General features: G+C 65.1%; 23 protein-coding genes. 12 read left to right on the top strand and 11 right to left on the bottom strand.

What is annotated here, in order from left to right; all coding sequences use genetic code 11:
* Positions 1-111: 111 nt before the first annotated feature.
* Together I6F33_RS26955 and I6F33_RS26950 are read right to left on the bottom strand one after the other, a co-directional pair.
* Positions 112-1485 (bottom strand): PleD family two-component system response regulator, encoded by a 1374-nt coding sequence (locus I6F33_RS26955; RefSeq protein ID WP_225144627.1) that lies wholly within the window; start codon positions 1483-1485, stop codon positions 112-114.
* Positions 1486-1499: 14 nt separating this feature from the next.
* Positions 1500-1865 (bottom strand): response regulator, encoded by a 366-nt coding sequence (locus tag I6F33_RS26950; RefSeq protein WP_008566616.1) that lies wholly within the window; start codon positions 1863-1865, stop codon positions 1500-1502.
* Positions 1866-2107: 242 nt separating this feature from the next.
* Here I6F33_RS26950 and I6F33_RS26945 point away from each other — a divergent pair, with 242 nt between their 5' ends.
* Genes I6F33_RS26945 through I6F33_RS26935 form a run of 3 tightly spaced genes read left to right on the top strand, consistent with a single transcriptional unit; the run spans position 2108 to position 4112 of the window.
* Complete coding sequence (locus tag I6F33_RS26945) at positions 2108-2419, top strand: DUF3572 domain-containing protein (protein ID WP_036015155.1); 312 nt, start codon at positions 2108-2110, stop codon at positions 2417-2419.
* The gene (locus tag I6F33_RS26940; protein ID WP_225144626.1) at positions 2416-3705 is read left to right on the top strand and encodes a DNA polymerase IV; all 1290 of its coding nucleotides are present in this window, start codon (positions 2416-2418) and stop codon (positions 3703-3705) included. The genes I6F33_RS26945 and I6F33_RS26940 overlap by 4 nt, the downstream gene beginning before the upstream one ends.
* The gene (locus I6F33_RS26935) at positions 3705-4112 is read left to right on the top strand and encodes an ACT domain-containing protein (RefSeq protein WP_036015159.1); all 408 of its coding nucleotides are present in this window, start codon (positions 3705-3707) and stop codon (positions 4110-4112) included. The genes I6F33_RS26940 and I6F33_RS26935 overlap by 1 nt, the downstream gene beginning before the upstream one ends.
* A gap of 101 nt (positions 4113-4213) precedes the next feature.
* On the opposite strand, the gene I6F33_RS26930 is transcribed toward I6F33_RS26935, so the two are convergent.
* Both I6F33_RS26930 and I6F33_RS26925 read right to left on the bottom strand, forming a co-directional pair.
* A complete protein-coding gene (locus I6F33_RS26930) occupies positions 4214-4615 on the bottom strand; it encodes a RidA family protein (protein ID WP_018646938.1) in 402 nt (133 codons plus the stop codon).
* A gap of 224 nt (positions 4616-4839) precedes the next feature.
* Positions 4840-5685 carry a cell envelope integrity EipB family protein gene (locus tag I6F33_RS26925; protein ID WP_225144625.1) on the bottom strand — a complete coding sequence of 282 codons (846 nt, stop codon included), beginning with the start codon at positions 5683-5685 and terminating at the stop codon, positions 4840-4842.
* 231 nt (positions 5686-5916) lie between these two features.
* Here I6F33_RS26925 and I6F33_RS26920 point away from each other — a divergent pair, with 231 nt between their 5' ends.
* The 4 genes from I6F33_RS26920 (at position 5917) to I6F33_RS26905 (ending at position 9025) form a co-directional block, all read left to right on the top strand.
* Positions 5917-6384, top strand: coding sequence for a RidA family protein (locus tag I6F33_RS26920; RefSeq protein WP_225144624.1), 468 nt, complete (start codon positions 5917-5919; stop codon positions 6382-6384).
* A 6-nt stretch (positions 6385-6390) separates the two neighbouring features.
* Positions 6391-7137, top strand: coding sequence for a glycerophosphodiester phosphodiesterase (locus I6F33_RS26915; RefSeq protein ID WP_225144623.1), 747 nt, complete (start codon positions 6391-6393; stop codon positions 7135-7137).
* Between the two features lie 164 nt (positions 7138-7301).
* Positions 7302-8543, top strand: a complete 1242-nt coding sequence (locus tag I6F33_RS26910; protein WP_225144622.1) for a GNAT family N-acetyltransferase — start codon at positions 7302-7304, stop codon at positions 8541-8543.
* A gap of 53 nt (positions 8544-8596) precedes the next feature.
* Positions 8597-9025 (top strand): HIT family protein, encoded by a 429-nt coding sequence (locus tag I6F33_RS26905; protein WP_225144621.1) that lies wholly within the window; start codon positions 8597-8599, stop codon positions 9023-9025.
* Between the two features lie 142 nt (positions 9026-9167).
* Here I6F33_RS26905 and tsaA read toward each other — a convergent pair whose 3' ends face one another.
* The 4 genes from tsaA to I6F33_RS26885 all read right to left on the bottom strand — a co-directional run bounded on the left by tsaA (position 9168) and on the right by I6F33_RS26885 (position 11890).
* Positions 9168-9659: a tRNA (N6-threonylcarbamoyladenosine(37)-N6)-methyltransferase TrmO gene (gene tsaA / locus I6F33_RS26900; RefSeq protein WP_036015171.1), complete on the bottom strand. Its 492-nt coding sequence runs from the start codon at positions 9657-9659 to the stop codon at positions 9168-9170.
* 32 nt (positions 9660-9691) lie between these two features.
* On the bottom strand, positions 9692-10042 hold the full coding sequence (locus I6F33_RS26895) for an AzlD domain-containing protein (RefSeq protein WP_036015173.1): 351 nt from the start codon (positions 10040-10042) through the stop codon (positions 9692-9694).
* The gene (locus I6F33_RS26890; RefSeq protein ID WP_036039333.1) at positions 10039-10779 is read right to left on the bottom strand and encodes an AzlC family ABC transporter permease; all 741 of its coding nucleotides are present in this window, start codon (positions 10777-10779) and stop codon (positions 10039-10041) included. Before I6F33_RS26890 ends, I6F33_RS26895 begins: the two co-directional genes overlap by 4 nt.
* Before the next feature lie 157 nt (positions 10780-10936).
* On the bottom strand, positions 10937-11890 hold the full coding sequence (locus I6F33_RS26885; RefSeq protein ID WP_225144620.1) for a lytic transglycosylase domain-containing protein: 954 nt from the start codon (positions 11888-11890) through the stop codon (positions 10937-10939).
* Positions 11891-11978: 88 nt separating this feature from the next.
* On the opposite strand from I6F33_RS26885, the gene I6F33_RS26880 reads away from it, so the two are divergent.
* The gene (locus tag I6F33_RS26880) at positions 11979-12617 is read left to right on the top strand and encodes an HAD family hydrolase (RefSeq protein WP_225144619.1); all 639 of its coding nucleotides are present in this window, start codon (positions 11979-11981) and stop codon (positions 12615-12617) included.
* Here the strand turns inward: I6F33_RS26880 and I6F33_RS26875 are convergent.
* Both I6F33_RS26875 and I6F33_RS26870 read right to left on the bottom strand, forming a co-directional pair.
* Entirely contained in the window at positions 12614-13654 is a 1041-nt protein-coding gene (locus I6F33_RS26875) for a phenylacetaldoxime dehydratase family protein (protein ID WP_225144618.1), read from the bottom strand. The two genes, I6F33_RS26880 and I6F33_RS26875, sit on opposite strands and share 4 nt — an antisense overlap.
* A 28-nt stretch (positions 13655-13682) precedes the next feature.
* On the bottom strand, positions 13683-14699 hold the full coding sequence (locus tag I6F33_RS26870) for a carbon-nitrogen hydrolase family protein (RefSeq protein ID WP_036015191.1): 1017 nt from the start codon (positions 14697-14699) through the stop codon (positions 13683-13685).
* A 194-nt stretch (positions 14700-14893) separates the two neighbouring features.
* Between I6F33_RS26870 and I6F33_RS26865 the strand changes: the two genes are divergently transcribed.
* From I6F33_RS26865 to I6F33_RS26850, 4 genes are all read left to right on the top strand, one after another.
* The gene (locus I6F33_RS26865) at positions 14894-15850 is read left to right on the top strand and encodes a helix-turn-helix domain-containing protein (RefSeq protein ID WP_225144617.1); all 957 of its coding nucleotides are present in this window, start codon (positions 14894-14896) and stop codon (positions 15848-15850) included.
* 149 nt (positions 15851-15999) lie between these two features.
* Positions 16000-17025 carry an aldo/keto reductase gene (locus I6F33_RS26860; RefSeq protein WP_225144616.1) on the top strand — a complete coding sequence of 342 codons (1026 nt, stop codon included), beginning with the start codon at positions 16000-16002 and terminating at the stop codon, positions 17023-17025.
* Positions 17026-17156: 131 nt separating this feature from the next.
* Positions 17157-18578: an MFS transporter gene (locus tag I6F33_RS26855; protein ID WP_036025608.1), complete on the top strand. Its 1422-nt coding sequence runs from the start codon at positions 17157-17159 to the stop codon at positions 18576-18578.
* A 123-nt stretch (positions 18579-18701) separates the two neighbouring features.
* A complete protein-coding gene (locus I6F33_RS26850) occupies positions 18702-19151 on the top strand; it encodes a PEGA domain-containing protein (protein WP_225144615.1) in 450 nt (149 codons plus the stop codon).
* A gap of 77 nt (positions 19152-19228) precedes the next feature.
* Here I6F33_RS26850 and clpA read toward each other — a convergent pair whose 3' ends face one another.
* The gene (gene clpA / locus I6F33_RS26845) at positions 19229-21637 is read right to left on the bottom strand and encodes an ATP-dependent Clp protease ATP-binding subunit ClpA (RefSeq protein WP_036015184.1); all 2409 of its coding nucleotides are present in this window, start codon (positions 21635-21637) and stop codon (positions 19229-19231) included.
* Positions 21638-21767 lie beyond the last annotated feature (130 nt).

Raw genomic sequence — 21767 nt, 5'->3', positions numbered from 1 at the left:
AAACGACGCCGCTGCCGGCGCAAATTATCTCGCCACCCGCGTAACCCATTGATCCCGCTCGCGCCGGCTACTGTGCATGGGGTTGTTTTCGCAACTTTGCGCGGACGGCCCTCACGCCGCCTGCGACACCACGCGATTGCGGCCGTCGTGCTTGGCGCGGTAGAGCGCGGTGTCGGCGCGCTTGAGGACGTCGGCCACCGCCTCGCCCTTTCGCTCGAGCGTGGTGAGGCCGATCGAGATCGTGACCTCGATGCGCTTGGCCCCCTTGTGGATCGCGAAGGGCTCACCCGCTATCGAGCGGCGCAGGCGCTCGGCGACCATGCCGGCGACGTGGAGATCGGTCTCGGGCATCACGATGACGAATTCCTCGCCGCCGTAACGGCAGGCGAGATCAATGCCGCGGATCGATTTGCGCACGCGCACCGCGAACTCGCGCAGCACGTCGTCGCCGGCATCGTGGCCGTAATTGTCGTTGATCGACTTGAAATAGTCGATGTCCAGGATCATCAGCGCCAGCGGCTTGCCGCGGGTCGCGGCCTGCTCGGCGAGGGTCGCCAGATGGCTCTCCATGTAACGGCGATTGTGCAGGCCGGTCAGCGCGTCGGTGATCGCCATCTCGATCGAGTTCTGCACGTTGTCGCGCAAATGATCGGTGTAGCGGCGGCGGCGGATCTGGGTGCGGGCGCGCGCCAAAAGCTCGGTCTTGTCGATCGGGCGCAGCAAATAGTCGTTGACGCCGATCTCGAGGCCGCGCAGCAGCCGCGTCGAATTCTCGGGATCGGCGATGGCCAGGATCGGCACGTGGCGCGTGCGCTCCAGCGAGCGCGCCTGGCTGCACAGGCGCAGGCCGTCGAAATTGTTGAGGTCGAGCGAGACGATCAGAAGGTCGTAATTGCCTTCGGCGGCGTGGAACAGCGCCTCCGTCGGGTTCGGCTCGACGTCGATGGTGTGCTCGGCGGCGAGGATCGTCGCCAGCCGCTCGTAGGAGGACTGGCGGTCGTCGACCAGGAGGATGCGGCCGCCCTTGCCGGTGTCGGCCACGGCGCTGCGCTCCGGCGCCTGCATGCCGATCTCGAGCGAGGTGATGGCGCGCATGCGCAGCTCATCCGTCATCATCTTCAGCCGCGTCAGCGAGCGCACCCGCGCGATCAGCACGACGTCGGAGACGGGTTTGGTCAGGAAGTCGTCGGCACCAGCCTCGAGCCCGCGGTTGCGGTCGGCGGGGCTGTCGAGCGCGGTGACCATCACGACGGGAATGTGATGCGTCGCCGGATCGGTCTTGAGGCGGCGGCAGACCTCGAAGCCGTCCATGTCGGGCATCATCACGTCGAGCAGGATGATGTCGCATTCGGCACGCCTTGAGATCGCGAGCGCCTCGGTGCCGTTCGCGGCGGTCATCACGTCGAAATATTCGGCGGAGAGGCGGGCCTCTAACAGCTTGACGTTGGCGGGGACGTCGTCGACGACCAGGATACGCGCGGACACTGTGAACTCACTTCCTATCCGATAAAACGCCGGACCGTCTCAATGAATTTGCCGACCGAGATCGGCTTGGACAAATAGGCTTCGCAGCCGCCCTCGCGGATGCGCTCTTCGTCGCCCTTCATCGCGAACGCCGTGACCGCGACGACGGGAATGGCGCGCAGCTCCGGATCGTCCTTGATCCAGCGCGTCACCTCGAGGCCGGAGACCTGCGGCAGCTGGATGTCCATCAGCACGAGGTCGGGCCGCATCTTGCGCACGAGGTCGAGCGCCTCGTAGCCGTTGCTGGTGCCGGAGGTCTGGTACCCGTGCGCCTCCAACAGGTCGCGGAAGAGCTTCATGTTGAGCTCGTTGTCTTCCACGATCAGGACGGTCTTAGCCATCCCGCCCTCCTGATTGGTCCGAAGGACCGGTACATATGACGCCTCAGACGCCGCTTCCCGGCGTTTCGAAAACTGGATTCAAACTAGCCTCAGATTCGCTTGAGTTTCGTTAAACCCGAGGGTCCACTTTCTGCGATGTGGTTTCCAGTTGCTTGTCCGGGGCCGGAAGACTTGAGCACGAGACTCGGGCATGATGATTCCAAATTAGAGACCGAAAGTTAACGGAAAGGCAAACCGTCCCCGTGAAAAAGCCTGTTCACAACCCCCGCGAAGTCGCTGAAATCGTTGCGATTCAGGCCCTGTCCTTCGTCGCGGGCGAGCCTGAGCGGCTGGGCCTGTTCCTGGCCGAGACGGGGGTCGGTCCGGAGACCCTGCGCAACGCCGCCGCGGACCCGAATTTCCTCCTCAGCGTGCTCGATTTCGTGATGCGGGACGATGCCACGGTGAAGGCCTTTGCCAAGGTGGCGGAACTGCACCCGACCAACGTTGCCGCGGCGCGGCAGGTCCTCGGCGATGCGCTCGGTGACCCCTCCTGGGAGCGCGACGTGCCGTGAGCGTCCCAGAGCCGGCCGGGCCCCGCTGCTTCTGCCGGGATTGTCTGGCCGATCTGGATATGGGCCTGCGGCGCTGCTCGGCCTGCGGTTCCCCCCGCCTCGTCCGCCACCGCTCGCTCGCCGGCCTGACCATCGCCCATATCGACTGCGACGCCTTCTATGCGACGGTCGAGAAGCGCGACAACCCTTACATCGCCGACAAGCCCGTCATCATCGGCGGGGGCAAGCGCGGCGTGGTGTCGGCGGCCTGCTACATCGCGCGCACCTATGGCGTTCGCTCGGCGATGCCGATGTTCAAGGCACTGGAAGCCTGCCCGCATGCGACCGTGATCCGCCCGGACATGGCAAAGTACGTCCGGGTCGGCCGCGAGGTCCGCCAGGCCATGCAGGCGCTGACGCCGCTGGTCGAGCCGCTCTCGATCGACGAGGCCTTCCTCGATCTCTCCGGCACCGAGCGGGTGCACGGCATGATCCCCGCCAAGGTGCTGGCGCGCTTTGCCCGCGACGTCGAGCGCGACATCGGCATCACCGTCTCGGTCGGCCTGTCCTGCAACAAGTTCCTGGCCAAGATCGCCTCCGACCTCGACAAGCCCAGAGGCTTTGCCGCGCTCGACCAGGAGGAAGCGCGGTTGATGCTGGCGGAAAAGCCGGTCGGCTTCATCTTCGGCGTCGGTCCCGCGACGCAGGAACGCCTGGTGCAGCGCGGCTTCCGCATCATCGCCGACCTGCAGAAGGCCGACGAGATCGAGATGATGCGGCAGTTTCCGAGCGAGGGCCGCAGGCTGTGGCGGCTCGCACGCGGCATCGACGACCGCCGCGTCGAGCCTGACCGCGGCGCCAAGACCATTTCAAGCGAGACGACGTTCGAGACCGACATCCGCGATTTCGCGACGCTGGAGAAGATCCTGTGGCGACTCTGCGAGAAGACGTCGTCGCGCCTGAAGAGCAGCGAACTCGCCGGCTCCACCGTGACGCTGAAGTTGAAGACCGCCGATTTCCGCCAGCGCACGCGCTCGCAATCGATCGCCGCCCCGACGCAGCTGGCCGCGAAGATCTTCTCGATCTGCCGCGAGATGCTGGCCAAGGAAATCGACGGCACCGCCTTCCGCCTGATGGGCGCCGGCGTCAGCGCGCTGCGCGAGGGCTCGGCGATCGATGACACCGACATGCTCGACCGCCGCGCCGCCCACGCCGAACGCGCGGTCGACAGCCTGCGCAAGAAGTTCGGCAGCGCCGCGGTGATCCGCGGCATTGCCTATGAGGGCCCGGAGAAGGCGCAGGAGTGATGACGGGTGAACGCGATCTCAATGCGCTGCTGAGACTGATGAAGCCGGAGCTGCGACCGGGCACCTTCGTATTTTGCACGATCGCGGCAGACGAGACTATTCCCGCAGCAGTCGATCCGCTCCTGATCTTCCGCGAGCCGGAGGGCACAACGGTCGTAGCACCGCTGGAGGATGCCGAACGCGCAGGACTGCGCTACGAATTCGCCTCACGCCTGATCACGCTCACGGTTCACTCCGCGCTCGATGCGGTCGGCTTCCTGGCGGCAATCACGGCGCGCCTCGCCGACGCCGGCATCAGCGTGAATGCCGTGTCGGCGTTCCACCACGACCATCTCTTCGTACCGTCCGACAGAGCCGACGAAGCGATGGCGGCTCTACAAGAGCTGTCAGAGGCGAAGCACTCATAGCAGCTGTAGCCCGGATGGAGCGGAGCGCAATCCGGGACAGTGCTCCGTGGCGACAGGCTTCCCGGATTGCGCTTGCGCTTCATCCGGGCTACAGGAAAACCTCAATCCGCAACCGCGACCGCCTCGATCTCGATCAGCCATTCCGGCGCAGCGAGCGCGGAGACGCCGACGAGCGTCGAGGCTGGCGGCTCCATGCCTTCGAAGAAGGCCGAGCGGGCCTTGCCGATGATGGGCCGCAGCTCCGGCTTGTAGTTCACCACGAAGGTCGTGATCTTGACGATGTTGGAATAGCTCGCCCCCGCGGCCTTCAGCGCGAGGCCGAGATTCTGCATCACCTGGGTGGTCTGCGCAGCGATATCGCCCTCGCCGACGATCCGGCCCTCCTCGTCGGTCGAGACCTGGCCGGAAATGTAGATCGTGCGCGCCCCCGTCGCGGTGACGACGTGGGAATAGGCTGGATTGTGATGCAGGCCGCTGGGGCGGAGATGGTCGAGCTTCGGCATGGGCTGGCTCCCCGAATTTGTGGTTGGGAGGGAGCGTAGCGGGAGAGTGTGACGAGAGCTAGCCCCGTCATTGCGAGGAGCGAAGCGACCAAGAGAGATCTCGTAGGGTGGGCAAAGGCGCACTTGCGCCGCGCCCACCATCTATCAACGATTATCGAGAGAAAGCGTGGGCACGATCCGCTTTGCCCTCCCTACGACGCTGCTCGCGACGAGAGACCTAGCCCTCAATTACAGGGCTTGCTGTCCTTCACGTCGAACTTGCCCATGGCGCCGGAGATGACGAAATCGTTGTAGTCGAGCATGAGCTGGCGCGAGACGCCGTTCTCGTAGAGCTCGAACGCCATCGCATAGACCGGCGTCTGCTCGCCCTCCTTCTGCTGGGCCTCGCGGTCGAAATAGCTGACGGTGACTGGCCAGCGCTTGAGCGACTTCATGTGCTCGTCCGCAGTCGACGGATCGGACGAGGTGGCGCGGTCGGCGGGGATCGGCTGACCGATCACGGTCAGCGTGTTGTAGACCTTCTGGCCGTCATCGGAGCCGTCATATACGGAGAGCTCCAGCAGCGATTTGCCTTCTTTCGCGGCGGCGATGATGCGCTGGATCTGCTCGGTCGGGAACACGATCTTGCCGTCGAGCGTGAACGTCTTCGGCGCCGGCAGCTTCAGCTTGACGTTGATGTGGTCGCCGTCGCGCTCGGCCGAGCCGTCGACGCGGCCGGCATCCGCCTCGTTCATGCGCGTCTCGATCTTGAAACGGTAGCTCTTGCCGGCGGCGTCCTCCCAGGAGTTGGAGCGGAGGTCGCTGAGCGTGACCTTGCCCTCGCCGCTATCGAGCTCGGAGACCTGGCGGAATTCCGAGGTATAGCCCTCGCAGGCGTTCCCCGTGAAATGGTAGAGGATCCGGCCGCGGGCGCTATTGACCGAATTGGTGCGCGATTTGACGAGGCGGAGGTCATAGAGCGCCTGGTGCGCGAGAAACGGACCGTTGGCGGCCTCGGCTACGCCGCCAAGGCCGACACTGGCCGCGGCAAACGCCATCACACCGAGCGAAGTCCGGAAAAGGTGCACCATGTCTGTTCCCTGAGGAAAGCGCAGATTCGACATTTTAATGACCGTTCCATTGCGCCGCAACTGAGGCCGTCCACGTAAAATTGCCCCTCCACGTTGAACCTACCGGCCAGCCTCAACAAAATGCAGCCCCTCCGGTTGCTTGCATGTGGCGGCACGATGGGCGAAACAGGGCCCGCCCGGCCATCCAGGGACGCGCCGGAGCGAAGGATTTTTTGGACAACGAGGTCGGACATGGCGGGCACGGTCGAGCAGAAACTGGCGGAGCAAGGCATCAAGCTGCACGAGGCCCCCACCCCCGTCGCCAATTACGTGCCGTTCGTGCGCACGGGCAACCTCCTGTTCGTCTCCGGCCAGGTCTGCTTCGATCCGGCCGGCAAGCTGATTGCCAAGGGCAAGCTGGGCGCCGGCGTCTCGATCGAGGACGGCACTGCCGCCGCGCGCGGCTGCGCGATCAACCTGCTGGCCCAGGTCAAGGCGGCGCTCGGCGATCTCGACAAGGTCGTACGCGTGGTGCGCCTCGGCGGCTTCATCAACTCGGCCCCGGATTTCCTGGACGGGCCGAAGGTGCTCAACGGCGCCTCCGACCTAATGGTCGCCGCCTTCGGCGACAAGGGCCGCCACGCCCGCACCACCGTCGGCGTCGCCTCGCTGCCCGCGGATGCGGCGGTCGAGGTCGACGGCGTGTTCGAGGTCGCCTGACGCCATATGCGCGCTCCGGATTGGCTGACAGCCCGGCCGGTCGCCCATCGCGGCCTGCATGACATTTCGCGCGGCATCGTCGAGAACATGCCGGGCGCGGTGCAGGCTGCGATTGCTGGTAATTTTGCGATCGAGGTCGATATCCAGCTCTCGGCCGACGGCGAGGCCATGGTCCATCACGACCATGCCCTGGGCCGGCTCACCGAGGTCACCGGCGAGCTGATCGCAAAGACCGCAGCCGAGCTGAAGGCCGTCAGGTTCAAGGACACCGACGAGCGGATGATGTCGCTCGCCGACCTTTGCGCCATGGTCTCCGGACGGGTGCCCCTGGTGATCGAGGTGAAGAGCCATTTCGGCGGCGACCGCAAGCTGGTGAAGCGGATGGCCGAGGTGTTGGCCTCGTATGACGGCCCCGCCGTCGGCATGTCCTTCGATCCCGACCAGGTGCTGGCGCTGCGTGAGCTGTTGCCCAACCGTCCGCGCGGCATCGTCGCACAGCGGAGCTATGAGGACGAGTACTGGGCCAACCTCACCCAAGAGCAGCGCGACAGCATGCTGTACCTGCGCCACGGCTTGCAGACCCGGCCGCATTTCGTCGCCTTCAAGGTCGACCACCTCCCGGCCCCCGCCCCCTGGATCGCCCGAAACGTCTTCGGCTGCGCCCTGCTCGGCTGGACCGTCCGCACCCCGGAGCAGCGGACCCGGGTCGGGCGGTACGCGGACCAGATGATCTTCGAGGGGTTCGTGCCGTAGGCGCCGCTCCCTCCGCGTCATTGCGAGGAGCTCTTGCGACGAAGCAATCCAGAATGCCGCCGCGGTGACAATCTCTATTGCTTCGCTGCGCTCGCAATGACGGCCATGGGGGCCACTGGATCGCCCCCTTGAAGTTGCTGCTGCAATGCACGATCTTGCACCCAATGGCATCATCCGAAATTACGCTCGAGGCCGTACCATCCATTGGCGAGGTATCGCCGGAGGATTGGGACGCCTGCGCCAATCCGGGCAAAGCTTGTAATAACTCCGGCGCGGGAACCTCATCCGCTCTTCCAGGCAATTCCGCCAGCATCTTAAAACCCGCCTATAACCCGTTCGTCTCCCACGCCTTTCTCTCCGCGGCCGAGAAATCGGGTTCGGCCACCATCCGGACTGGCTGGGGACCCCGGCATCTGATCGCCAAGCTCGGCGGCCGCGTCGCCGGAATCGTCCCCTGCTATCTGAAATCGCACAGCCAGGGCGAGTACGTCTTCGATCGCGGCTGGGCGGATGCCTATGAGCGTGCCGGCGGACGCTACTACCCGAAGCTCCAGGTCTCGGTTCCCTTCACGCCGGCCACGGGGCCGCGGCTGCTGGTGCGTGATGGCGTCGATCGCGAGCGTATCACCGAGGCGCTGGCGAGTGGACTCATAGCGCTGTGCGGCGTCAGCAAGGCCTCCTCCGTCCACGTCACCTTCGCGCGGGAGTCAGAATGGAAGCTGCTCGCCGAGCACGGCTTCCTCCAGCGCACCGACCAGCAGTTCCACTGGCACAATGAGGGCTTTGCGAGCTTCGACGACTTCCTGGCGACGCTGAACTCGCGCCACCGCAAATCGATCAAGCGCGAGCGGCGCGATGCACTCGCCGCCGGCGTCACCATTCACTGGCTCACCGGCAAGGACATCACCGAGGATGCCTGGGATGCCTTCTTCGCATTCTACATGGAGACCGGCTCGCGCAAATGGGGCCGGCCGTACCTGACGCGCGAGTTCTTCTCGCTGATCGGCGAGACCATGAGCGAGGACGTGCTGCTGGTGATGGCCCGCCGCAACAATCGCTGGATTGCGGGCGCGATCAACTTCATCGGCTCGGATACGCTGTTCGGCCGCAATTGGGGCGCGGTCGAGCATCACCCGTTCCTGCATTTCGAGGTCTGCTACTACCAGGCGATCGATTTCGCGATCAAGCGCGGCCTGAAGCATGTCGAAGCCGGCGCGCAGGGCGAGCACAAGATCGCGCGCGGCTACCTGCCGCGCACCACCCATTCCGCTCACTTCATTGCCGATCCCGGCCTGCGCCGCGCCATCGCCGATTATCTCAAGCGCGAGCGCGCCTATGTTGCGGAAGCAGGACGAGAGCTTGCCGAGCTCGGCCCGTTCCGCAAAGGGGCCGACGAGGCGCCTTGACGCCTCGCCACGGCTGGTGACAGTAAGCGCAAATCGTCCGAGGAGCCGCCGCCATGATCGCCTATGACAGCAACAACATCTTCGCAAAAATCCTGCGCGGCGAGCTGCCCTGCTACAAGGTGTACGAGGACGAGCACGTCTTCGCCTTCCTCGACATCATGCCGCGCGTGCCCGGTCACACGCTGGTGATCCCGAAGGCCCCTGCCCGCAACATCCTCGACATCAAGCCCGACGATTACGCCCACGTCGCCCGCGGCGCGCACAAGATCGCGGCCGCCGCAATGAAGGCGTTCGACGCCGACGGCATCACCGTGCAGCAATTCAACGAGCCTGCCGGCGGACAGGTGGTGTTTCACCTGCACATGCACGTGATGCCGCGCCATGACGGCGTCGCCATGCTGCCGCCCGCGAGCCGCAAGGAAGACGACAAGGTGCTGCAAGAGCACGCGGCGAAGCTGATGGCGGCGTTGAAGGCAGTGTAACTCTTATCAACTCGTCATTCGGGGTGCGCCTCTTGGCACGAACCCGGAATCCATTTCACCATCGTCATTGCTGCCCGATGGATTCTCAGGTGCGCAATTGCGCACCCTAGCTCGACGCTTCGCGTCGCCCCGGAATGACGGATTACCCCGTCTCGAAATCACCCTTCTGCGGCGCGGCCAGCGGCGTGAACTCGCAGCGGTCGGGCTTGATGTCGATCAGCGGTGTGTTGTCGATGCAATCGAGGCCGCGCACCAGGATGGCATTGCCCTCGATGCCGACCAGCTTGACGATCGAGGTGCCGATCGGATTGGGCCGCACCGGCGAGCGCAGCGAAAACGTGCCGCGGGTCTTCTCGTTGTTCTTCGGGCTCTGCAGGACGATGTCGCGGCGCGAGCGGTCGAGCCAATAGAGCACTTCGAGGTTGCTGTAGAAGTCGACGCCCTTGATGGCCGGCACGAACGGCTCGAAGATCTCGAGGCGGCAGATCGGACCGTCCTGACGTCCCTGCCGCGGCGTCTCCAGCCGCGACGACCAGGGCGTGCGGATCCGGCCGATGAAGACGAGGCCGGCATCTTGCGTCGGCGGCAGCTCGATGGCGACCTCGCCCTCGCGGAGCTCCTGTTCGCGAACCATATGTCCTGTTCCCTGGCTGTTCGCTGGCGGTTTTAGCCCAACCACCACTTGCCGGCCAGCATGAAGACTTCGCCCGTGACCACGCCTGCGAAGATCGAACGGCGGGTCAGCAGGAAAACGACGAGACCGGCACCGACCGCACCATAACGCAGGACATCAGGCACGCTGGCCAGCGCCCCCGGCGGCTGGACCACGATCTGGGCGATGACGCCGGCCAGGATCGCGGTGGCGACCGCCCTGACCCAGACCAGCAGCTCCGAGCCCTCGTCGATGCCGCCGCCGAACCACAGGCCCAGCATGCGCCAGATCTGGTTGGGAACGACGCCGGCGACGAACAGGACGGCCAGCGCGTGCCAGTCGCCGATCGCTTGCGCAAAGCTCATGCGCGTACCTCCCGCCACCAGTGCACGCCATAAGCGATCGTCCCGGCGACCACGCCGCTGACGAGGATATCGAGGCCGGAGTTCATCTTCGCCGCCAGCGGATAGAGCACGATGCCCAGCACGAGCGCGACGACGTCGGCGACCTCGCGGCTGTTGCGCGCCGTCGAGAACAGGAACGACAGCGGCGTCAGCAACAGGATCGCCGCACCAAGCGTCTGCGTCAGGTTGGCGGCGAGGAAATAGCCGACGATATTGGCGACAAGGCACACGGAGACGAGCCCGCAGCCGAGCCCGTGGACGAAGGCGATCCGCCGTTCGCGCGGCACCTGCGGCAGGAAGCGGTGGCATTCGACCCACAGCGTCACTGCGGTGAGATGCGCGGCGAAAATCAGCTCGCGCCGCTTGGTCGTGGGTGTGCGCATCAGCGGCAGCACCGAGACCACCATTGGAAACAGGCGGATGGCGCTGACGGTCACCGCGATCGCCGACTGGATGATGGTGGCGCCCGAGCCGAGCGTGGTGATCAGGATGATCTGCGCCGGACCTGCCCAGACGAACAGCGTCGAGCACAATGCCCAGAGCAGGCTGAAATGGGTGTCGTGAGCGAGCGCACCGATGCCGAGATAGGTCACGAACAGCACGATGGTGAGGATCGTCTGCGTGATCGAGCGCAGTCCCCACGCGAAGGCGCGCCAGGGACTATTCCATTGCGGTGAATCGAGCGGAGGAAGCGCCACGGGAGCTTTGGCCGGTAAGGAATCGTGCCCGCATAACGGGCGAGACGGGTGCGCGCGTCAAGGAAAGGCGCGGCGGGGCTGGCATGCATGACAGCCAGGCTCACCGCCGTCATTCCGGGGCGCTGCACTTGGCGCGAACCCGGAATGACGGCTCATCCTACCCCGCCACACCCCTGTTCCTCAGCACGAAACACGCCCCGCCCGCCTTGCGGATGCGGTTGCACAGATCATCAGCCTCGGCGCGCGTATCCGCGCCGATGCGGACCTGATAGAACGCGCGCGTGCCACGGCTGCGCATCACCGAGGAGAGCAGGCTCGGATCACGCTCGCCGATCACGGTGCTCAGTTTCGTCACGGCCCGGGAATACATCGCGAGCGCCCTGTTGCGGTCGAAGCCGGCCGCGAGCTGCACGCCCCAGATCTTTGCGGCTGCAAGCTCGACATGCTGCTCGAGCTCGGCGACGAATGGATTGGGAGCACGCTTGAGCAGCGCGATCAGATCACGGCAGCTCGTCGTCGGCGAGCTCGGTGGTCCCTTGCCGGTGCTCCCCGCCTTGGCCCAGGCATCGACGCTGGTGCCGGTGATGGCATACACGTAATTGCGGGTCTGCTCCGGCATCGGCCCGGTGCCGGCGAGCCATTCCTGCACGCGCCGGGGGCCGGCATTGTAGGCGGCCGCGGCAAGGCCGAGATTGCCGAACTGGTTGCGCAGCTCATTCAGGAATTCGGCCGACTTCGGCAAAGCCTGCACCGGATTGAACGGATCGAGCAGACCGCGCTCGCTGGCAGTGCCCGGCATGAACTGCGCGATCCCCTGCGCATGCTGGCCGCTGCGCGTCATGGGCCCGACCGCATCGGCCTGGAAGCGGCTTTCCTGCCAGATCACGCGCGCGAAGAATTCCAGCGGCAGGTTATTGTCGCGCGCGGCCGCCTCCACGATCAGGCAGATCGACTCCCGCGTGTCGCTCTCGCGGGCATCTTTCGGTTTCTCCGCTGGCTTCTCGGGTTCCTCGGCCTTCGGAGGCGCATCGGTGGAGGGTGCCTCCTCCGCGAGCGCCGGTGCCAGCAGCAAAGCCTGGCACAACACAGCAATGACCCGAGCTATTCGCATGGCATTGACGCTATCGGACAAATCGGACCTTGACTTGGAACCAGAGCCAACTAGCAACAGACGGCAGTATCAACACCGGTCATGCCCGATGGTGACAATCTTTTTTGATCTCGACGGCACGCTGACGAACCCGAAGCCCGGGATCACCCGCTCGATCCAATATGCGCTGGAACGGCTCGGCGTTCCCGTGCCGAGCGAGGACGAACTGACCTGGTGCATCGGCCCTCCGCTGCTTGCCAGCCTTCGCAAGCTCACCGGAGCCGATGAGCTCGCCGACCGAGCACTGCTGCTCTATCGCGAGCGCTTTAGCGATATCGGCCTGTTCGAGAACGAGGCTTACAGCGGAATTACGGACACGTTATCTTCGCTCGCAGCGACACGTCAGCGCATGTTCGTGGCGACCAGCAAGCCCGCCGTCTACGCCAGCCGCATCGTCGATCATTTCGGCTTGAAGCCGTATTTCGAACGCGTGTTCGGCGCCGAGCTCGACGGCACGCGTGTCGACAAGCGCGACTTGCTTCGCTACGCGCTCGACGAGACCAGCGTCGATGCGAACAGCGCGATCATGATCGGCGACCGCAGCCACGACGTGGTCGGCGCCAGGACCAACGGGATGACCGCCATCGGCGTGCTCTACGGCTACGGCAGCGAGGCCGAGCTGCGGGAGGCCGGCGCGCATCACATCTGCGCGGCACATCCCGAGCTGCTCGGCCATTGTGTCGCTTAGGTGCTGACAGTTTCGACCGCCGCTAGCATGCCTGTCTTCGGGTGACAGTTCAGATATTCGAAGAACTGTTCGTCGGCGGCCGCCACCGTCACTTCGTGATAGAGCCGCAGCTTGGCTGACGGCCCGAGCGTCGACAGATATTTCATGGCCGCGCCGAAGATCCTGACATGGGTCGGATGCGACTCCGCCCAGCGTTCGAGCGCGGCGAGGCTCTTCCACCAGCTCTGCCCGTAGGATTTTTCGCTCGCGCTTCCGTCGGCCGCCAGCACCTGCATGTAGCGGTTGGCATAGCAGCCAATCGCGAGGCCATCATCGCGCAGAAAGTCCATGCCTTCGCGTAGCACCGGTTCGACGTCGTCGAGATAGAGCTTTCGCTCGGATGCTTCCGTATCGCTCCAGTCCTGCCCGGACCGGATCAGGCAGAGATTATCGTGCGCCACGACTCTCAGCCGCGGGCCGTCGCAAATCAGCTCAGGCGCGCCACCAGGCGCCATCGCATCAGTCTGCGACAGCGGGATACGGTCGCGCATCCCGCCCCAATAGGCGTGCTCCTGCACCTCGCCGCTCATGCCCTCCGCAACGACGGCGACACCTTCCGGCCGATCGGGCGAGGAGAACAGCGTCTCGTGACGGGCCACAATAGGACGCAGCACCTCGACGAAGGTACCGATGCCTTCGCGTTGCCGCCCCGTCCACATCTCGCGAGCCTGCGCGAACCAGGCCTCAAAGCGTGCGAGATCGTCCCAATAAGCGACCGTGACAACATTCTCGCTGCCGGACTGATCTCTATAGCTTGCCCGGTCCCAATGTGACGGACCGCCATCCATTGCGAACAGTCCTGCGAGTTCTTTCAACGCGTCAATTGCTGCCGCCGGTGCCGCACCGCCATACTGAACACCGAAATAGGCCATCACGACCCGGCTGACCGAAGGCTTGTAGCGCGCCACGAAGGACGGATATGGCGGCTGGTAATCGTCCGGCACGCGCTTGTGGCGCGTGCGTGGCGTTTCGAGATGCGCAGGAATTGCGGATTCCATAGCGATGCCCTCCCCGTGATCGCCGCGTTCAGCTTGCCGCCGCCGCAATGTCCATAGGCTCGACAGTGTCGACCGGCAGCGCGAACTGCTCGACCCGCTGGTACCGCTTCTTGTTGAGGAGCAGCCGTGTGACGTCGGGCCGCGAATAATGTCCGGCGGGATCGGCAGCATTCTTGGCAACGCCAATGGCGCCGAGATCGATCTCGGCGATCAGCAGGCCCTCCTGATCGGGCGCCAGCTTCTCCCCGATCTGACTGCCGTCGGGGCCGTAGATGGCCGCAAAGCCGCCGCCCGCATGCAACAGCGCATTCTTGTCCGGCCGGTCGCAGAGCTCGTCGATCATGGCCTGCGAGACGGTGGCGCAAGGCGCGAGCACGAAGCAGGAGCCTTCCACCGCATAGACGCGCGAAGCCGCGTTGTTGACCTCGGCCCCTAATGCCGGCGCGAAGGGATCGTAGAGCGAGAAGCTCGGCCAGGCCGCGACATGGACCTGCTCGTTCTGAGCGTACATCGCGTATTTCGACAGCGGCTGCAGATGCTCCCAGCAGCACAATGCGCCGAGCCGGCCGATGTCGGGCCGCGCATGCACGGCGAGGTCGCTGCCGTCGCCTTCGCCATAGACCGTGCGCTCGGCATGGGTCGGCCGCAGCTTGCGGCGCTTTGCAATGGTCTCGCCATCAGGGCCGATCAGCCATTGCGCGAGGTAGAGGCTGCCGCCGTCGCGCTCGGACAGGCCGACCACGGCGGTGAGCCTTGCCTTGCGCACGGCCTCGCGCAGGCGTTCGGCCTGCGAGCTGTCATAGGACAGCGAATTGTCGAAATAGCGCTGCACGAAGCCCCGCCCGATCGCCCAGGCCGGGGAGTCCAGCCAGATGTGCCAGGGGTAGCCGGGGATGAAAGCTTCAGGAAAGGCGATCAGCTTGGCGCCCTTTTCCGCGGCCTCCCCGATCAGCGCGATCGACTTGTCGATCGAGGCGTCGAGATCGAGCCAGGCCGGTGCCGCCTGCACCACCGCAACCTTGTATTTCGGATGTTCGATGCCCATTGCCGCCTCCATTGCCGGTTGATCGCAAGCCACGTCCGATGCAGTCTATTTGGCCAAGCTGGGCGGCCAGGCGCTCGACCACGGCGGAACAAAAACTCGACTGGAAGGGATCGCCCGGTACGGAATTTGCCTCCGGTCAGGCTCGATCTGCGCCAACATGCGGTTTTGCAGGATGTGAAAGGGAGGCTGTCCTGATGCCAATCCAGTTCACGACAGACGGCAGTCCCGGCTACCGGCGGCTCGCGCTCTGGCAGGACATCGTCTGCGACGTCTTCGTCGGGCTCGACTGCAAGTCCGACCTCGGCAGCGCCTTTCATGGCTCGGTCACGCAGGCCTCGCTCGGCAAGGCCGTGTGCTCCGAGGTCTGCTCGGACCGCCAGCACGTCTTCCGCACACCGTCGCGCATCGCGCGCTCGGATCAGGGTTTCGTCCTAGTCGCACTCGGCAATCGCGGCAACGGTGGCGTTGTACAGGACGGCCGCGAGACCGTGATCCACCCCGGCGAGTTCGCGCTCTACGACACGACGCGCCCGTACGAGCTGAAGTTCAACGACAGTTTTACGCAGACCATCTTCAAGGTCCCACGCGAGATGCTGCAGCGGCGGCTCGGCGGCACCGAGACGCTGACAGCAATGTCATTTGGCGCCGACGCACCGCTCGAGCGGCTCGCCTATGATTTCATTGTCCGGCTCTGCCAGAATGCGGATAGCTTGGCTCCGGATACGGCCACGGCGCTGTCGGAGCAGGCAGTTGATCTGCTTGCGATGGCATTGAGCGAGCGGCTCGGCAAGTCACCGCTGCCGTCCTCGACCCACCGCTCGGCCCTGCTCTACCGAGTGAAGGCGCACATCCGCGCGCACCTCGCCGATCCCGATCTCTCGGTCGCTGAGACCGCAGCCGCGCTCGGCATCTCGCCGCGCTATGTCAACGATCTTCTCGCAGACGAGGACACCTCCTTCCAGCGTCATGTCCTTGCCGAACGCCTCGCCCGATGTCGGAGAGATCTCGCCTCACCTCTGCTCGCCCATCGCCACATCAGCGAGATCGCCTTCGCCTGGGGCTTCAACGACCTCTCGCATTTCGGCCGCGTCTTCCGCGAGCATTTCGGGATGTCGCCGCGCGACTTCAGGCAGAGTCAGCTGCGGCATTGAGGTGCATTCCAGCAGGCTGTCATCTGCACGATCAGGTCATGCCGAGCAGGGCCGGTATGTGAGCAGGTGATAGGACACGGCGCCTGCTTGCAGTATCTTCGGCCGCCAAGGCCGCCACGATCATTAGCGGCCAGCCAGGGAGCATTCCGATGGAATACCGACGCTTGGGCCGGTCCGGCCTTATGGTGCCTGCCTTGAGCCTGGGAACGGGCACGTTCGGCGGCGTCGGCCGCCTTGCGGCATGGGGCACGACGGACGCGACCGAGGCGCGGCGTCTTCTGGACATCTGCCTCGAGGCCGGCGTGTCGATGTTCGACACCGCGAATGTCTATTCGCTCGGCGAGTCCGAGCGGGTGCTCGGTGAGGCCATCAAGGGTCGCCGCGACAAGGTCCTGATCTCGACCAAGGCGACCTTCCGCTTTGGCGACGGTCCCAACGATATCGGCTCGTCGCGTGAGCACCTGCTCAAAGCCATCGACGGTTCGTTGAGCCGGCTCGGCACCGATTATATCGATCTTTTCCAGCTCCACGGCTTCGACGCCTTCACGCCGTCCGAAGAGGTGCTCTCGACTCTCGACGTGCTCGTGCGCGCCGGCAAGATCCGTTATGTCGGCGTCTCGAATTTCTCGGGCTGGCACCTGATGAAGTCGCTCGGCGTCGCCGACAAGCACGGTTTTCCGCGCTACGTCGCCAACCAGACCTACTATTCCCTGATCGGGCGCGACTACGAATGGGAGTTGATGCCGCTCGGCCTCGACCAGGGGTTGGGCGCCGTGGTCTGGTCGCCGCTCGGCTGGGGGCGCCTCACCGGAAAGATCCGCCGCGGTCAGCCGAAACCGGAAGTCAGCCGCCTGCCCAAGACGGCCGAATTCGGACCGCCCGTCTCGGACGAGCACGTCTACCGTGTCGTCGATGCGATCGACGAGATCGCGAAGGAGACCGGCAAGAGCGTCTCGCAGATCGCGCTGAACTGGCTGCTGCAGCGTCCGACGGTCTCGACGCTGATCATCGGCGCACGCAACGAGACCCAGCTGCGCGAAAACCTCGGCGCGGTTGGCTGGTCCTTGACCAAGGACCAGGTCGCAAAGCTCGATGCCGCGAGCACGGTGACGCTGCCCTATCCCTACTGGCACCAGCGCGTGACCTTCAGCGACCGCAATCCATCGGCGGTGTAGGACAGCTGCATCAAGCGCGCTGGGTAAGCCGGCGCGCTGGCGGCCGGTTCCGGAACTATCGCGGCCCTGCCCTGTTGGCGCAATACTTGGCATGTGGCCGAGTCCGATTCGCCAACGATACGCCGCTCACGATGTCGACAGTCACCATTGAGCATGCCGACGGCCTGCCGCAGCCGCAACGCAATCAGGCGGTGCTGACCATTGCGCTCGGCATCGTCATGGCGGTGGTCGACAGCACCATCGTCAATGTGGCGCTGCCGACGATCGCGGCCGATCTCGATGCGACCCCGGCCTTGTCGATCTGGATCGTCAGCGGCTACCAGCTCGCGATCACGATCTCGCTGCTGCCGCTGGCTTCGCTCGGCGAGATCGTCGGCTATCGCCGCGTCTATCTGGTCGGGTTGGCGCTGTTCACGCTGGCCTCGGCCTTCTGTGCGCTGGCCCACACGCTGCCGCTGCTGACGATCGCGCGCATCCTCCAGGGCTTTGGCGCGGCCGGCATCATGAGCGTCAACGCCGCGCTGGTGCGTTTCACCTATCCGCGCAGCCTGCTCGGCCGCGGCATCGGGCTCAACGCGCTCGTCGTCGCCTTCTCGGCCGCGATCGGCCCGACACTCGCCGCCGGCATCCTCGCGGTCGGAAGCTGGCCCTGGTTGTTCGCGATCAACGTGCCGCTCGGCGTGGTGACGCTGGTGCTGGGCCTGCGCAGCCTGCCGCACACCAAGCCCGCGAGCCGCTCCTTCGACTGGCAGAGTGCAGGGCTGTCGGCGATCACGTTCGGCGTCGGCATCGCGGCGGTCGACAACGTCGGTCATGGCGAGGCCGCGATCACTTGTCTCGTGCAATTCGTCATCGCGATCGCCGCGGGTGCGCTGCTGATCTATCGCGAGACTCACATGACCTCGCCGCTCTTGCCGATCGACCTGCTGCGCATCCCCGTTTTCGCGCTGTCGATTGCGACCTCGATCGCATCGTTCTGCGGGCAGATGCTGGCCTTCGTCGCGATCCCCTTCTATCTCCAGAGCCGCTTCGGCTATTCGGCCGTGCATATGGGCCTGTTGATCACGCCATGGCCGATCGCATTGGCGTTTGCGGCCCCTCTCGCCGGCCGCCTGGTCGAGCATTATCCGGCCGGCCTGCTCGGCGGTATTGGGCTCACGCTATTCGCCTGCGGCCTTGGCGCGCTCGCCTTCCTGCCGGCGACGCCAACGCCGCTCGACGTGATCTGGCGGATGGCGCTCGCCGGCGCCGGCTTCGGTCTGTTCCAGACCCCCAATAACCGCACCATGATCGCAGCCGCCCCGCGCGAGCGCGCCGGCGGCGCCAGCGGCATGCTGGGGACGGCGCGCCTGCTCGGCCAGACCACCGGAGCGGCGCTGGTGGCGCTGTTGCTCGGACGGTATCCTCTTGAGGGGACCAGGCTGGCGCTCCTTGTCGGCGTTGGATTTGCGCTGTGCGGCGCGATGCTGAGCATGCTGCGGCTTTCCACAGCCGGCGCGCGCGGTGCCGAGCACGTCCGCGTGCAAGACGATCAGCGCCTGCGGGGTGAATAGCCGGACCCGACCCGGTTCGCGCGTAGTCGTGCACAACCTCCGCGTGGCTTAACTATTCGGAGCAATGGCCTATTGCCCTCCCGCCCCGGTTGCGCATAGTGGCGGTGGGACAAGGGGCATTTCATGCGTTCATTTGGAATTGTGGCGCTCAGCGTCATGCTGGGCGGCTGCGCGTCGGTCACGCGCGGTACGACGGAGAATATCAGCATTTCATCGACACCATCAGGCGTGGAAGCCGTCGTCAGCGGAATGGACGTTCCGACCACCTGCACGACCCCTTGCTCCGTGGCCGTCAAGCGGAACGCCGACATCTCGATCACCTTCCAGAAGGAAGGCTATCAGCCGCAAATCGTTCCGCTCAGCCGGGACGTCCAGACGGGCGGAGCCGCGGGTTTTGCGGGCAATCTCCTGTTGGGCGGTATCGTCGGCATGGGCGTCGACGCAGCGACCGGAGCCGCGACCGATCACAAGCCGAATCCGGTCATCGTGACGATGCAGCCGTCGGTCCCGCACGCAGCACCGCGCGCACCGAGAAAGCCGCGGCCGCCGCGCGAACCGCAGGCCGGAACGTAAGGCCTCCTCGCGCAGACATCGGTGCAAACAAAAAGGCCGGCTTTGCAGCCGGCCTTTTCGATTTCATCACGTGCCGATCAAACCTTGACCAGCGGCCCCTTGGAGGTCGGCCCCTTCGAGCCGCCGGGGCCACCCGGCTTGGATTTGCCCGGCGGGCGCTTGCGGGTGCCGGGCAGCTTCTCCTGCTTCGGCGTGACCGGGCCCTCGACGAATTCGAAGCCGATCTTCTCCTTGGTCTCGTCGGCCTCGTCCTTGACAAGGACGACGCGAACGTGGCCGCCACCCTTGAGCTTGCCGAACAGCACCTCGTCGGCAAGCGGCTTCTTGATGTGCTCCTGGATCACGCGCGCCATGGGACGTGCGCCCATCTGCTCGTCGTAGCCGTGCTGGACCAGCCAGGCCTTCGCCGGCTCGGACAGCTCGATGGTCACGTCGCGGTCGCCGAGCTGCGCCTCGAGCTGAAGCACGAACTTCTCGACCACGGTGCCGATGACCTCGACGCTGAGATGGCCGAACGAGACGATGGCATCGAGACGGTTGCGGAATTCCGGCGCGAACTGCCGGTTGATCGCCTCGTGATCGTCGCCTTCCCGCTTCGACCGGGTGAAGCCGAACGCCTGCTTGGCGAGATCCGCCGCACCGGCATTCGTGGTCATGATCAGGATCACGTTGCGGAAGTTGACCTGCTTGCCGTTGTGATCGGTGAGCCGGCCGTGGTCCATGATCTGGAGCAGCACGTTGTAGAGGTCGGGATGCGCCTTCTCGATTTCGTCGAGCAGCACCACGCAATGCGGATGCTGGTCGACGCCGTCGGTCAGCAGGCCGCCCTGGTCGAAGCCGACATAGCCGGGAGGCGCACCGATCAGGCGCGATACGGTATGCCGCTCCATGTACTCGGACATGTCGAAGCGCAGCAGCTCGACGCCGAGCGTCGCCGCGAGCTGTTTTGCCACTTCCGTCTTGCCGACGCCGGTGGGGCCAGAGAACAGGTAGCAGCCGATCGGCTTCTCCGGCTCGCGCAGGCCGGCGCGCGCCAGCTTGATCGAGGCGGCGAGCGATTCGATCGCCTTGTCCTGCCCGAACACGGTGCGCTTCAGGGTCTGCTCGAGATGCTTGAGTACCTCGGCGTCGTCCTTCGACACGCTCTTCGGCGGAATCCGCGCCATCGAGGCGATCGTGGTCTCGATCTCCTTGATGCCGATGGTCTTCTTGCGCTTGTTCTCGGCGACCAACATCTGCGCCGCGCCGGACTCGTCGATCACGTCGATCGCCTTGTCGGGCAGCTTGCGGTCGTGGATGTAGCGCGAGGAGAGCTGCACCGCCGCCTCGATCGCCTCATTGGTGTACTTCAGCCGGTGATAATCCTCGAAGTACGGCTTGAGGCCCTTGAGGATCGCGATGGCGTCCTCGACCGTCGGCTCGTTGATGTCGATCTTCTGGAAGCGCCGCACCAGCGCGCGGTCCTTCTCGAAGTGCTGGCGATATTCCTTGTAGGTGGTCGAGCCCATGCAACGGATCGTGCCCGAGGCCAGCGCCGGCTTGAGCAGGTTCGAGGCGTCCATCGCCCCGCCCGACGTCGCGCCCGCACCGATCACGGTGTGGATTTCGTCGATGAACAGGATGGCGTTGGGATGCGCCTCAAGCTCCTTGAGCACCTGCTTCAGGCGCTCCTCGAAGTCGCCGCGATAGCGCGTGCCGGCAAGCAGCGTGCCCATGTCCAGCGAGAACACGGTCGCGGCCGCCAGCACCTCCGGCACTTCGCTGTCGACGATGCGCTTGGCGAGGCCCTCTGCGATCGCGGTCTTGCCGACGCCGGCTTCACCGACGAACAGCGGATTGTTCTTCTGCCGGCGGCACAGCACCTGGATCGCGCGGTTGATTTCGGAATTGCGTCCGATCACCGGATCGATCTTGCCGTCGCGCGCCTTCTTGTTGAGGTTGACGCAATAGGTCTCGAGCGCCTCGCCCTTCTTCTTGGCGTCCTCGTTACCCTTGGTCTCGGTCTCCTCGTCGACGCCGCGCACCGGCCGCGCCTCGGAGACGCCCGGCCGCTTGGCAATGCCGTGGCTGATGTAGTTGACGGCGTCGTAACGCGTCATGTCCTGCTCCTGCAGGAAATACGCGGCGTGGCTCTCGCGTTCGGCGAAGATCGCGATCAGCACGTTGGCGCCGGTCACCTCTTCGCGACCGGACGACTGCACATGGATCACCGCGCGCTGGATCACGCGCTGGAAACCGGCGGTCGGCTTGGCGTCGTCGGCGCCATCCGTCACCAGGTTCTCGAATTCGGTCTCAAGATAATTGACGAGGCTCGTACGGAGCTTGTCGAGATCGACGCTACAGGCGCGCATGACGGCGGCTGCATCGGAGTCGTCGATCAAGGAGAGCAAGAGATGCTCGAGCGTCGCGTATTGGTGATGACGCTCATTTGCGATCGCCAGCGCACGATGCAGGGATTGTTCAAGGCTTTGGGAAAAAGTCGGCATTCGCGTCCTCTATGGCCCCCACCATCATGATCGTCATCGCCCGGTCAGGCAACAACAACCTTTGTCACATATAGTTATACAAGACCGCGGCGAAAGACCGGTTCCGCGACTCGGCGGCGACACACTTGCG

It is taken from the genome of Bradyrhizobium sp. BRP20 (assembly GCF_020194215.1).
Lineage (GTDB): Bacteria > Pseudomonadota > Alphaproteobacteria > Rhizobiales > Xanthobacteraceae > Bradyrhizobium > Bradyrhizobium yuanmingense.
This window is presented reverse-complemented; position numbering and strand designations above follow the sequence as displayed.